This is a genomic window from Enterococcus haemoperoxidus ATCC BAA-382 (assembly GCF_000407165.1).
GTDB classification, from domain to species: Bacteria; Bacillota; Bacilli; order Lactobacillales; family Enterococcaceae; genus Enterococcus_L; species Enterococcus_L haemoperoxidus.
Map to the genome: position 1 here is coordinate 755,946 of NZ_KE136479.1, position 12,861 is coordinate 768,806.

Consider the following 12,861-nt stretch of genomic DNA (forward strand, 5'->3'; position numbering starts at 1 on the left):
AAATCTTAAGTAATATCGAGAAAAGTTATCAGAAGCTTAATACTATATTTAATCCGACAAAACAAATTACAAGTATATTATAGTTTACTTATTAATGATGAGGTGTAAGGGATGACTAAAAGAAAATTTATAGTGACAGGAGTAGGAATAGTTTTAGTTATTATTCTAGGTATCGGAGGAAAAGTGTATATGGATAATAAACGATTCAATGGTGAAATGATGAGTGTAGTAAAGAGTGGTCAAGCAAAACATATAATTGAAGAAGGATTGAAAAATATAGATTCTAATGCGTTGACACCAGAGGGAGTTATAAAGTCATACGATATAGATTATGAAAGTATTGAACATAATCCTATGGGGGGAATTAATGGTAAATTGTATATAAATAATACAAAAAATTTATATGCTACGTTCATTTTAGATGTTGATTCTGAAGGTAATTTAAATAGAAATCATGGAATTTCAAGTTATTCATCTGAATTAGATAATATGTTAAAGGAGAAAAATATTGGGTAAAGCATATACAGATGATGAACGTGTTCAAATAGCAAAAAAAGAGTATGATAATTTGAATGAGAATGATCCAGTTACCATTAATAACGGAGAAACAATAGGCTATGTATCAAAAGTAGTGAATGATAAAAAAACAGGGGAACAGGCTTTTATCATCACTGACGGCAATCCGAAAGTACAAAAACCGTCTGAAGTGAATAACGTAACGGTGCTGTATCAAGGCTCTACAAGTCCAGAGAAAATAGGCAGTCAAGCTGGAGAAGTGAAGCAGGATTGGTGGGACAACAACAAATCTTAAGTAATATCGAGAAAAGGTATAAGAAGTCTAATACTATATTTGATTCGATAAAAAAAATTGCAAGTATGTTATAGTTTACTTATGAAAAATGATTTTGAGGTGTTTTAGATGAAAAATGATAAAAAAGTGAATGAACGAGCACTCTCTGAGGTGAAAAAAATAAAAAAAAGAACGTTTTGTTCTATTTTAGGAATATGTTTATTGATTGTTATTGTAATAGGAGGAAAAGTGTATATGGATAACAAACGATTTAAAGATGAGATGTTAAATGTGGTAAATAGTGGTCAGGCAAAACAAGTTTATGAAAAAACATTAAAAAATGCAGATTCAAAAGCTTTAACTTCAGAAGGAATAATTAAATCATATAAAGTGGATTATGATAGTGTGGAACATAATCCTATGGGAGGAATAATGCTTAAATTGATTATCAATGATGATAATCAATTGTATATTCGAGTGACTTTAGATCAAGAAGAAAATGGGAGATTAACTAACAGTTCTGGTGGAGGGTCACTGCCCTTGGAAGATATGTTAGAGAAAGGGAATATGAATAATGACTAATTACTCAGATAAGCAACGAGTTGATATTGCTAAAAATGAATATGATGACTATAAAGAAGGCGAACCTGTATACATTGATGATAGAAATACAAAAATAGGCTACGTATCAAAAGTAGTGAACGATAAAAAAACAGGAGAACAAGCTTTTATCATTACAGACGGAGATCCGAAAGTACAAAAACCGTCTGAAGTAAATAACGTAACGGTGCTGTATCAAGGCTCTACAAGTCCAGAGCAAATAGGCAGTCAAGCTGAAGAAGTGAAGCGGGATTGGTGGGACAACAACAAGCAAATCTTAAATAATATCGAGAAAAGTTATAAAAAACCGAATACTATATTCGATCCGACCAAACAAATGAAATCTTCTGCTAAAACGCTAAATAGTGCGATGGACAAATATTCCAATGCTCGCTTTGATGTATATGGTCATTCTCAAGCTTCTTCAAATGCCCAATATGCTTTAGGAGCATTGGATTCAAAAGATAAGTTAAATCGAGTGAATGGTGCCTTTCTTTATCAAGGGCCGAATGCGTATTGTATGATGACAGAAAAGCAACGAAAACGAGTAGCTCAGTTAAAAGATCGTATCTTTAATTTCGTAGATGAAAAAGATATTGTGCCTATTGGCTATAGACATACAGATTGGAACATTAAATTGTCACATGTAGGAATGCTTATTTTTATTGATTCAAAGAAAAAAGGAATGATTGACCAACATATGTGGGGCGGGTATCAGTTTAAGAACGGAAACCTACAAGTAACGAAGGAATCGTTAGTACAATTCCAACAAGCCAAACATGCGTATAATATGTTGATTATGCGTGAGCAAGTGAAGAACTTAGAACAATTAAAGAAGAAATTCATGGCAAGTGGTGGGGGGCTGTCGTCTGGTGAACAAATTTATTTAGATGATAGTCAAGCCTTAGCGGTTGTGAGCCATGCTTCCTCAGAATTTAAAACCGCGATGTTATCAGTTGTGATGGTGTATCAAAAAGGCATACAAAACGCAGAAAAATTATGGACAGAAACGTTAACAGATGCTCGATCGATTGGGACTGATTTATCTGAAGGAGAAATCAAATCTGCCCTAGCAGAAGGTGGTTGTACAGAACAAAGTATTGTGACAGAACCCGTGAATGAGTACAAAGAAAAAATAAATAAAGCCAAAAAAATGGATGAAAAATTCAATCAATTAGCAAAAGAAATAAGAGGTAAGATGACCGAATTAGTACAACGAGACCAAGAATTAGCAAAACAATTAAAAGGACTTGTGTCGTAAATAATAGGAGAAAAAATGAAAGCAGAAGAAGAATTACTAAGAGATTATCAAAAAAATAGGGCAGAATTAGAAGAACAAGAAGATACAGTGAAACGATACATACGAAAAGGACAGGATTACACCCAAGAAATCTTTTTTCAAGTACGTCAGATACTAGGAAAAAGAAGCACTTCTATGGAGTCGATAATGGAAACTCAACGAGAATTACAGCGAAATGAAGACCATTATTTAGAAGAATTAGCACAGGAGCGCAAAGCGCTTATACTGCAACAAGAAGAAGTCGAACAATTTTATCGAAAGAAACGTCAAGAATTAACAAAATAGGAGGAAAAAGTTGTTGGTAAAAGATGAAAAAGAGCGAAAAGAACGAGAAAAAGCATTCCGAAAAGAGAGTCAACGACTCGCAATAAAAGGGCTTGGGAAAAGCACGAATGAACAAAAAAGCAAAGATAAAGAATCAATAAAAACAAAAGGAGAAACCGAACTAAAAGACGCAGCTGCGATGATAGGGACGACAGGAAGCTCATTTCAAGAGTCGGTAAAAGGACAATTCGGTAAAAAAGTGACAGAAGTATTTGAGCAACAAAAACAAACAATGGATCATTTTTAAAAAGAGGAATCGTTTTATCTTTTTAGAACAGTTGAGATAGATAAAGGAATATTGAATAAACTGGTATCCAATGCTCAAAAAGAATAGGGTATTATGGCTAGTGTTGTTCTATCGATGTTGATTGGAAGACCAGTTTACAAACTATCGACTATTTTTTTTCAAGAGCTTGATGTTACTTCTGAACTAGATAAACGTGCAATCTATTTACTGATAACGTTTGGCTGTTTGCTTATTTTTAGATCTATCATTATGTTCTACAATAAGCATAAACTTAGAAAAGTATTATCTGTAGTAGGTTGCAAAGTAACAATTGAGATTGAGAAAAGGAGCATTCCTACATATTACAAGAAGTATAGTATGATTCGATTGATTTTGATAGTTATGATTGCAGTAGGGATAATCTATATAACGATTGTTTATCTGTTTGATTTCATTGTAGTTTTTATTTTAAGTGTACTTATTTTTATATTTATGAATAGAAGTTATTTATTTCCCTATGGTAGTCGTTTTCGTATAAAAGACTAAGAGATTAGAAGAATTAAACGTACAAATAAGAGTCAATAACTTTATGGTTGTTGACTCTTCCTATATACAGGATACAGACGATTAGACTTCTCCAAAACTAAAGTAAAACAATATTAAAATGGATTGGATGTGATAAAACTGGAGTTTACCACTGTAAAACCTCTTTATAATAACCATCGCTATAATGTAATGCATTCTCAATCAAACTACTATCTAATTGATAAAAATAGTTCATTGTTAGGTTATTTCTTTTTCGGATTAAATTGGCTGATGCCACAAAAATCTTATATCTTAAATAAAACCCAAGCTGACGATTTGCTAATTCATCGAGTTGAAACTAAAAATAGAAAAGTGTTAAGCAGTATTTTAATAGTGCTAATGATTTTAATTTTTAATATAGTATTATCCAAGTTATTAACTCTTTTTTATGCTTCAACAAGTATAGAAAATAGCCAACTTATTGAAATTGGAAATATAGTTATGATGATTCCTTCAAGTAGTTACATCTATCTGCTGTTTCTTATAACACTATTTCCAGCTTTGATAATTCGAGTATTCTGGTCTTTTCAATCTAAGAAATCCATGCTGAAAAGAATTAAGTATGATGAATTGTCTGTTACTCAAATTAAGGTGAGGCCGGTTTCTTTAGTTGATACTTTAAAAAAATTAGGTGTGTACTTTATGTTTCTATCATTAGTTATTATAGCGGGATTTTTGCTGGTGATAACGGAAGGCTATTGGATTATCTCTTTATGTTTTGCGATGTTGTGTTTATTATATCTATCGACCAATCATCTATCAATAAATACAGGGAAATAAAAAATATATTGAAAGAGGTAACCGTTCAATAGTCATTGATAGACATACTTGTCATATTTAGAGAGTATTTAAGAGTTAAGGGGTGAGGAGCTAAAATGTGGAAACGATAACGAGTTATCTTGTTCTCAACAATGGGCAAATGATGCAGAAAATATGAATGAGCTCGAGAAAATCAGCCAGCTGACACAGAATGTTTTAGATCAAGAAAGAGTTGTTAAAAAGAATAATTTTGAGTTTGTGGAGAGTTGATCATTTGGAAGGTGATTATCAGTGATTGAGGAATAAAGGTTTGTAAGAGAAATTTTTAAAGCTGAGACTTAACTAGATTTCTTCTATTTTTAAAATACTATTTTAATAGTGTGATAATAATAAAAATATTGTGAAAGTATATTGTATTATGGTTTTTAGTATAATGTACATATGATTTGAAATAATTAATTATTTGGATTGAAAAATATATATAAACAATTATAATATATACGTATGGTTTTATATAATAAACGGAATTCCATTTAGAAAGAGGTATGAAAATGTATAAAAGTAAAGAGTATTACTTAATGTTAAATGATTGTTCTAGAGGTATAATAAATCAAAGTTTTTCATCAGAAAATGAATCATTAAATAAACAATATAATTTTATTCAAGATTTAGATAGTTGGATGGAAGTTCTGAATAATAGACCAGAATGTAATTTATACAAAAATGCTTTTACTGAATATCAACATGCAATAAATTTGAGCTGTCAAGGTATGTATAGACAGGCATTTGTTGCATTACGTTTTTTTTTAGAGCATACTTTCGCAGCTGTTTATTTCTCTGTAAGAGAACTAGAATTTAAGTTATGGCAAGAATCTCTACAAGATATATTTTGGAGTAAGCTTAACGATGAAGATAACGGAGTACTTTCAAGCACAATGTCAAAGATATATTCCCCGTTATTAGTTGAAGAACAAGAAAAATATAGAAAAAGGGCTAAAAGTGTTTATAGAAAATGTTCCGAATATACGCATGGAAACTTTGCAACATATTCTACATTAAAAGAGCATATTTCATTTGATTCAAGTATTTTAAATTTGCTATCTAAGAGAGTAGAAGAATCTCAAGAAATAATAATATTTATTTTGTTTTCAAGGTTTTGGGGTTCTCTGGATAGAAATGAAAAAATTTCTTTAGAAAGTACTTTGAATGATACTATATCAAGTAATTCAGCAGTTCAAAATATTTTAAGTGATAGCCAAGGAGATTAATCAAATGTCTAATTTTTTTTACAGAACAGAGGATATAAAACCTGATGAAGTTCATAATTATTTTGTTGAATCAAATGAGGATAGAAAAATTATTGAAAGTTTGAAAGATGTTCCTCCAGTAATATTAGTAGGTAGCAGGGGAGTAGGAAAATCTTTTTTATTTAGAATGGCTCAATATGAATTAAATAAGGACTTTGAATCAAAAAAAATTCTTCCAGTTTATGTTACTTTTAGGGGGAGTTGTTTAATTGATCGAAGTAACCAAGGACAATTTCATAAATGGATGCTGGCGAAAATTTGTAATGAAATTTTAAGAGCGCTAAGAAAACGAGGATTAATGTCGCTTACTTTAGAAACAACTAGGAGCTTATCTGGGGACAATCAAATATTTGAGGATACAGAAACTTCATTTGAAAAAATTGCTAAAGCCTTTGAAAATTCATGGAAAACACAAAGTAGCGTTATTAATACAGCAATATTACCCGATATAGACGTTTTTCTAAATGCAATAGAAGATATCTGCGAAGAATTAGGAATTCAGCGGATAAAAATTTTTATTGATGAAGCCGCTCATGTTTTTATCGCTGAACAACAGAGACAATTTTTCACCCTTTACAGAGATTTGAGAAGTCCCTATTTGACATGTAATGCGGCTGTTTATCCTGGTGTAACGGTATACGGTGATAGTTTTCAACCCAGTCATGATGCAGTAATGATTAACCTTAGTAGGGATGTACAAGAAGAAAATTATTTAAGAACAATGAAAGAAATTGTGCTAAAACAATCAGAGGGGGATAAACTTGCAAAAATCATTTCGGAACGAGGCGAAAATTTTAAAATTTTAGCCTATGCTGCAAGTGGAAATCCTAGGCATTTATTAAAGACCATTACTAAAGCTCAAAATCTGACTTCTAAAAATGTAAATAATATTTTTAGGGATTATTATAGAGTGGATATTTGGTCTGAACATTCTCAGTTAGCAGAAAAATATTCAGGGCATAAATCTTTAATTGACTGGGGAAGAAACTTTATAGAGGATGAAGTACTACCGTCAATCAAAGAAAAAAATGATTCTAGATTAACTATAGTTGAGCTTGCGAAAAAATCGTCTTCATCATATTTTTGGGTCCATAGAGATGTTCCAGAAAATATAAAAAATTCATTGAGATTATTGGAATATACTGGGATTTTAAAAGAGAATGGTTCAGGTATAAAAGGAACCAGAAAACAAGTGGGGAATCGATATTTTGTTAATCTAGGATTATTGTTGAGTTTAGAATCCACTCCAACTTCAAATGGATTAGAAATAATTAATTTTTTATCACCGAGAATACCAACGGAGTATGGGATCAATAATAAACTATATAAAGAGATAGAAGACCTCAATATTGATATAAAAAATTCTGAGCTTTCTACAATTTTAAAAGATTTATTAGCGAAAAAAATTAACGTCTTAGATTTACCAAAATGGCAAACCGATGAACTAAAAAAAATTGGTATGACTACTATTGAAGATATACTTAGAGCCAGTGAAGATAGATTTAAGGAAATTTTTATGGTTGGTGAGATTCGTGCTAGAAGAATTTCCAATTCAGCAAAATCTGCTGTGTATGAGTATTTATCAGATTGATCTGTCGATTATACTATAAGGATTAGACAATATAAAAATTCTGATTTCAAATTCTATAGTGGAAAAATTAAATATATACCGTTTTATTAATTTACTATGTTTACATTTTTTTTGATAGTTGTGATATAATACATCAAGAAAAATGTTGATGTAAAGACTGAGGTTGTTTAATGTATAATGTAATTGATCTATTTGCTGGAGCTGGTGGATTAAGCTTAGGTTTTAGCAAAAATAAAGAATTCAAAATTGTAGCTGCTGTTGAAAAGGATAAGTACGCACGGGAAACATATCTTTATAATCATAAAAATGAAGATATAAAAATTTTATCTGATGTAAGAGATATAGACTACAATTCACTAAAAAAAAGTTTTAATATAGTTGATGTCATTATAGGAGGTCCACCATGTCAGGGGTTCTCTAATGCTAACAGACAAAAAAGTAATATAATAAATTCTAATAATATATTGGTAAAAGAATATTTTAGAGCAATAAAGGAATTAAAGCCGAAAGTATTTATAATGGAAAATGTTAAAATGTTAAACTCTGAAAAACATAGATTTTATTATTCAGAAATTGATCAAACTGAGATTGATTCTTTGAGTATTGAATTGAGAGAAGATCAGATTATAATAGCTAATAGAAAATATAATGATTTAGATATTATAAAAATTGCAACCCAAAATAGGTATAAAAATTATCTTTTAAGTAATTCGTTATATAGTTTATTAAATACACTATTGCGAAAAGGAAGAGATATTGAAAAAATAGAGAAATTTTTAGAAAAAAATTTGAATAAACTAGCAACTGAAATTCAAAAATCTACAAATGATTTTTTGTTAACCGATTTGAACAGTTTTCTATTGTCAATTAAAGAAAGTGATTTTTCTGATCTATTTTTTGAAAAATTCGAATCATTTATGAATTTTCAAAAAGGAATGAAAATATTAGAAGAATTGGTATTAAATAAAATTATTGTGGATTTTTCTAATGTTGGGGATACAATATATGCTCGTGTTTATTCGTACTCTGTGATTGAATATATAGAGAAAGTTTTAAAAGGTGAATATAAACAATTTTCCGGAGTAGTGAATGCAATTAATTATGGTGTTCCACAAAAACGAAATAGATTTATTTTAACTGGAATTAGAAGTGATTTACAATGTGATGATATGTTGGATTTTTACACTCATAAAGATAATAATTTTTATACTGTAAGAGATGCAATTGAAGATTTGGAAAATATTAATCCTGAAATAGATGTTAAATCGGATCCTAAAAAAATTTTTTTAGAGAAAAGTTCTAAGACTTATTTAAAAAATATTAACGATTCAAAACTTTTATTTAATCATGTAATAACGGCGACTAGAGAAACAGCCTTAGAAAGGTTCAAGGTATTAAAAGAAGGAGAAAATTTTCATAATTTAGAAAAAGAACTAAAGGACACATACTCTAATCCTGAAAGGACTCAAAATACAATTTATTTGAGAATAAAATATGACGAACCATCAGGCACAGTTGTGAATGTAAGAAAATCAATGTGGATTCATCCTGTACTTGACAGAGCAATAAGTATACGAGAGGCTGCAAGATTACAATCATTTCCCGATAGTTTTGTTTTTAAAGGAACGAAAGATTCGCAATATCAACAAATAGGTAATGCAGTTCCTCCCAAATTGGCAACTTTCATTTCCGATAAAGTTTTTGATATACTAAGTGGTAACCGTTAATATGAATAGTTTTTTTGAAAAATAATAGTAAGAGAGTGGACTCTACACTCTCTATTTATTTTAATAATGTTCATAATTTTTTTGACTACAGATAAGAAATCCATTAATATATGTATATATAAACGATAATTTCTTTAATAATTATAGAAAATTTTTTTATAAGTAATGAGGAGGAAAATATGAATAAGCGTAACTGGTATTTCGCAGATAATGGTAAGGGACAAGAAGAGGGGTTTAGTTCACAGGGACTAACCGAATTCAAAAGAGATCATTTCACCCATGTTGCAAGAGAAAACTGTCAAAACTCTATTGATGCCAAGTCAAAACGCAATAATGGCCCTATTGTAATAAAATTTAGTGTTGTTGAAGTTTTGAGTAATGAAATACCAGGCATAGACAACCTTATTACTCACTTAAATGAATGTGCAAGTTATTCTGAAAATGATGATGAAGAGAATTTTTTTAAAAAAGCTATTAAACATTTAACTAGAAATAAAGTTAGAGTATTAAAAATAAGTGATTACGGAACAACTGGTTTAGAAGGGATTGGGGTGCCAAAATCAAGCTGGAACGCATTGGTCAATTCTATTGGAAAAAGTAAAAAAGGAAAAGGTTCAGGAGGTTCATATGGTCTTGGTAAAAACGCGCCTTTTGTTGTTTCTGAAGCAAATACAGTATTTTATTCCACTTTGAACGAAGAAAAAGAATATGGGTTTCAAGGTGTCTCTAAGCTTATGTCACATGAGCATAATGGAATTACAACAAGAGCAACTGGATATTACTACTGTAATGATTCACACAGACCTATCCAGGATCCAAAAGAGATTCCAAATATTTTTCGTAGATCAGAGGTTGGTACAGACATTTTCTCGGTAGCTTTTGTAAATGGTAACAGTTGGAAAAAAAGTATTATAAAATCTACAATAGAAAATTTCTTTGTTGCTATTGAAAGAGGAGAATTAGAAGTATATGTAGATGAAACAGTTATTTCTAAAGAGTCTTTGGACGGTTTAGTTGTAAAATATTTTCCAAAAATTGGAAAAACGTTAGTTAATTTTTATCAATATTATGATGCATATCTAAATGGAAATAAATATTTGATAAATATTTTAGATAAGGGAACTGTAGAGTTGTATTTAAAACAAGGTGAAAATTATAATAGAAAAGTTGCTATGTTTCGCTCAACAGGAATGAAAATAAAAGAACAAAGTCGTTTACCTAAGGAAATATCTTATGCTGGAGTTTTGATTACTAGAAATGACGATGTGAATGAAATTCTCAGAAAAATGGAGCCACCTACGCATACGGATTGGTCAGTTGACTTTTTGTATGATAAAACTCAAATTAAAGAAAGTAAAAAAGTTTTGGATGAAATAATTAGTCAAATTAAAGCAATTATTAATGAATTAGTTTCAAAAAATATAGACGAGAGTATTATTCTTACATTAGATGGATTATTGCCAGATCTAAATGATCAGGAATTACTAAATATAAATAAATCAAATCAAGTTGTTCCAAATAAAAACAGGGTTAATTACTCAAGTGTTGAAGATCCTAATGAATTGAAAATTAAGAAGAAGTCTAACATCGGTAAGAAACTTGCTAAAAATAAGAAAGTAAAAGAAAGAAATAACTCAACGAAGAGAAAAAGTAAAGTTAACAATAGAAGCAATGAAAAACAAGACAGATATACTAACTTAGATTTCAAAAAAGTTCGAAGTTTTAGCAATGATGACACTAAAGATTATACTCTAATATTGGAAACTAGCAATACAGGAAAAGGACTATTTGAAATTTCTTTAATTGGAAAAGGAAATAAAGTGTATAAAGAAACGATTGTTTCGGTTCAAGACAAAAATAATAATGAAATAATTGAAATAAAAGATACAAACATTATAGGACCTATATATTTTATTAAAGGGCAAAGCAGAGTATTAAGTGTAAAAATCCCAGGATATTCTAATTATTCATTAGGAGTAGAAGCTTATGAAATCTAAAAATATTTTATACCCATGGCCTATTTTATCACCACTACATGATGATCTGGTTGACAGTTGTTTTAGAATGGATGTTGCTTTTGAACCTAAACTTGTAGATGGAAATTATCAAGTTACATTAAAAATAGACCTTGATGATAGAAAGCTATTAAGTTTGATAGAAAGTAGAAAAGCAAAGATCACAGTTATTACAGAGTCGAGAAAAACTTATTACTTTGATAAATATGATGTGGATGATATTAATACTAGTTTTCAAATTGATATCCCATATAAAGATGTTGATAATATGACGTACTTAACTGCCTATATTGTAATATCTGTTGAACAGTATAGTTATTCAAATCCTTCATTTAATGAAGATTATTCAAATCAAATATTCGATTTAAAAGTGGGATCGATTCTTGGAATATCTAATACAATTACAATTGAAACGATTCAGGATCCGGTTGAGGTGGCCTCAATTTTTACTATACAAGCAAATTCTGAAAAAGATGATCTGGATTTTAGTGTAGATATTGACTCTGAAGATAAGAAAATAGTAATCAATCTTTCAAAAGACAATAAAAAATTATTTTCTGCTTTGTATAGCGTAGACAAACAGACTATATATGGATTATTGCTTGTTCCCGTACTTACGGATGTACTAATGCAAGTAATTGCTGACTATGATCAGTACAGAGAAAAGAATTGGTTTCATTCACTCAATATATCATTAAAAGAACAGAATATTGATATTAAAGAATATTCATCAAATGATGTAGAAATTCAAGAAATGATTGAAGATAGTAGAACATTTGCTTGGAAATTAATGAAAACCAACTTGGCAACATCTTTTGATGCAATATTAGCACTTCAAAATGATTTGGAAGAAGTTGGTGAAAAATATGTATAATTTTATGAATATAGACAAGCTTTTAGAACTGAAAAATTCAATCGATGAAAATATTAAATATTATCAGAATGGAACACAATTTTTGGAAAATCCGCCTAAAGAAATTTTAGAACATATTGATAAAAAAATTATTTTAAAATTTGATGGTAGTAATTCAAAATCTTTGGAAGTTGAAAATGTAAAACAATTTTATTTGGCATATAAAGATATGGGATTAGTTGATGCTTCTTCAGAAGGAACTTGGACGTTATTGACACATACAATTTTTTGGAACTATGTCCAACAGAGATGGCCTTTGAAAAGTTTAAAAAACTCTGATAAATTTATAAAAGATCATTATTTTAAAGGACAACACTTTCAGTCGAGAAATACTTTAGCACGCTTGTGGTGGCTAGGATATTTTACTTATGATGAGACTTTAGAGAATCCCTGGTATACACTAGAATTGTTAGATCAATATGGTGATAAAGCAGAGTTAAGCCATCTTATTGTTGAAACTATCGAAATTGCCAATAGTAAGGATGCAATACGAATCTTAGTAGAGTCATTATTTGAGATGCAGGAAGACAAGATTAATGGAAAAAAGCGAAGGAAATTTGCTCGGGAGTATATTAAAAAATATAATTTACGAAGTGCTGTAAGAATTTTAGGATCTTTGAGTAAAGAACAAATGAAAAATGATTTGGAAGTATTAAAAAAGGAATTTAAATAATGAAATTTGTCAAATACTTTAAGTTCAAAGTTTATTCTTTTAATCAATAAA

General features: G+C 29.7%; 13 protein-coding genes. All 13 read left to right on the forward strand.

Annotation, left to right across the window (positions count from 1 at the left end; all coding sequences use genetic code 11):
- The first annotated feature begins 111 nt into the window (after window positions 1-111).
- The 13 genes from I583_RS03610 (at window position 112) to I583_RS16285 (ending at window position 12,810) form a co-directional block, all read left to right on the forward strand.
- Window positions 112-516 (forward strand): DUF1310 family protein, encoded by a 405-nt coding sequence (locus I583_RS03610; RefSeq protein ID WP_010763206.1) that lies wholly within the window; start codon window positions 112-114, stop codon window positions 514-516.
- Window positions 509-811 (forward strand): hypothetical protein, encoded by a 303-nt coding sequence (locus I583_RS03615; RefSeq protein ID WP_010763207.1) that lies wholly within the window; start codon window positions 509-511, stop codon window positions 809-811. Before I583_RS03610 ends, I583_RS03615 begins: the two co-directional genes overlap by 8 nt.
- 108 nt (window positions 812-919) lie before the next feature.
- A complete protein-coding gene (locus I583_RS03620) occupies window positions 920-1,372 on the forward strand; it encodes a DUF1310 family protein (RefSeq protein ID WP_010763208.1) in 453 nt (150 codons plus the stop codon).
- Complete coding sequence (locus I583_RS03625; protein WP_010763209.1) at window positions 1,365-2,651, forward strand: Mbeg1-like protein; 1,287 nt, start codon at window positions 1,365-1,367, stop codon at window positions 2,649-2,651. Before I583_RS03620 ends, I583_RS03625 begins: the two co-directional genes overlap by 8 nt.
- Before the next feature lie 15 nt (window positions 2,652-2,666).
- Entirely contained in the window at window positions 2,667-2,975 is a 309-nt protein-coding gene (locus tag I583_RS03630; RefSeq protein WP_010763210.1) for a hypothetical protein, read from the forward strand.
- 10 nt (window positions 2,976-2,985) lie between these two features.
- The gene (locus I583_RS03635) at window positions 2,986-3,261 is read left to right on the forward strand and encodes a hypothetical protein (protein WP_010763211.1); all 276 of its coding nucleotides are present in this window, start codon (window positions 2,986-2,988) and stop codon (window positions 3,259-3,261) included.
- 654 nt (window positions 3,262-3,915) lie between these two features.
- The gene (locus I583_RS03645; protein ID WP_010763213.1) at window positions 3,916-4,605 is read left to right on the forward strand and encodes a DUF443 family protein; all 690 of its coding nucleotides are present in this window, start codon (window positions 3,916-3,918) and stop codon (window positions 4,603-4,605) included.
- A gap of 530 nt (window positions 4,606-5,135) precedes the next feature.
- On the forward strand, window positions 5,136-5,852 hold the full coding sequence (locus I583_RS03650; RefSeq protein WP_010763214.1) for a hypothetical protein: 717 nt from the start codon (window positions 5,136-5,138) through the stop codon (window positions 5,850-5,852).
- 4 nt (window positions 5,853-5,856) lie between these two features.
- Window positions 5,857-7,482, forward strand: coding sequence for an ORC-CDC6 family AAA ATPase (locus I583_RS03655; RefSeq protein WP_010763215.1), 1,626 nt, complete (start codon window positions 5,857-5,859; stop codon window positions 7,480-7,482).
- 170 nt (window positions 7,483-7,652) lie between these two features.
- Window positions 7,653-9,209 (forward strand): DNA cytosine methyltransferase, encoded by a 1,557-nt coding sequence (locus I583_RS03660; RefSeq protein WP_010763216.1) that lies wholly within the window; start codon window positions 7,653-7,655, stop codon window positions 9,207-9,209.
- 179 nt (window positions 9,210-9,388) lie between these two features.
- Complete coding sequence (locus I583_RS03665) at window positions 9,389-11,206, forward strand: hypothetical protein (protein WP_010763217.1); 1,818 nt, start codon at window positions 9,389-9,391, stop codon at window positions 11,204-11,206.
- On the forward strand, window positions 11,196-12,098 hold the full coding sequence (locus tag I583_RS03670) for a hypothetical protein (RefSeq protein WP_010763218.1): 903 nt from the start codon (window positions 11,196-11,198) through the stop codon (window positions 12,096-12,098). The genes I583_RS03665 and I583_RS03670 overlap by 11 nt, the downstream gene beginning before the upstream one ends.
- Window positions 12,091-12,810: a DUF6339 family protein gene (locus tag I583_RS16285; protein WP_244264876.1), complete on the forward strand. Its 720-nt coding sequence runs from the start codon at window positions 12,091-12,093 to the stop codon at window positions 12,808-12,810. The genes I583_RS03670 and I583_RS16285 overlap by 8 nt, the downstream gene beginning before the upstream one ends.
- The last annotated feature ends 51 nt before the right edge of the window (window positions 12,811-12,861 follow it).

Bases quoted from the DNA above. Each gene is read 5' to 3' on its own strand.
- I583_RS03665 (WP_010763217.1), top strand. From the start codon at position 9,389: ATGAATAAGCGTAACTGGTATTTCGCAGATAATGGTAAGGGACAAGAA.
- I583_RS03625 (WP_010763209.1), top strand. From the start codon at position 1,365: ATGACTAATTACTCAGATAAGCAACGAGTTGATATTGCTAAAAATGAA.
- I583_RS03610 (WP_010763206.1), top strand. From the start codon at position 112: ATGACTAAAAGAAAATTTATAGTGACAGGAGTAGGAATAGTTTTAGTT.
- I583_RS03620 (WP_010763208.1), top strand. From the start codon at position 920: ATGAAAAATGATAAAAAAGTGAATGAACGAGCACTCTCTGAGGTGAAA.
- I583_RS03660 (WP_010763216.1), top strand. From the start codon at position 7,653: ATGTATAATGTAATTGATCTATTTGCTGGAGCTGGTGGATTAAGCTTA.
- I583_RS03670 (WP_010763218.1), top strand. From the start codon at position 11,196: ATGAAATCTAAAAATATTTTATACCCATGGCCTATTTTATCACCACTA.
- I583_RS03630 (WP_010763210.1), top strand. From the start codon at position 2,667: ATGAAAGCAGAAGAAGAATTACTAAGAGATTATCAAAAAAATAGGGCA.
- I583_RS16285 (WP_244264876.1), top strand. From the start codon at position 12,091: ATGTATAATTTTATGAATATAGACAAGCTTTTAGAACTGAAAAATTCA.
- I583_RS03650 (WP_010763214.1), top strand. From the start codon at position 5,136: ATGTATAAAAGTAAAGAGTATTACTTAATGTTAAATGATTGTTCTAGA.
- I583_RS03655 (WP_010763215.1), top strand. From the start codon at position 5,857: ATGTCTAATTTTTTTTACAGAACAGAGGATATAAAACCTGATGAAGTT.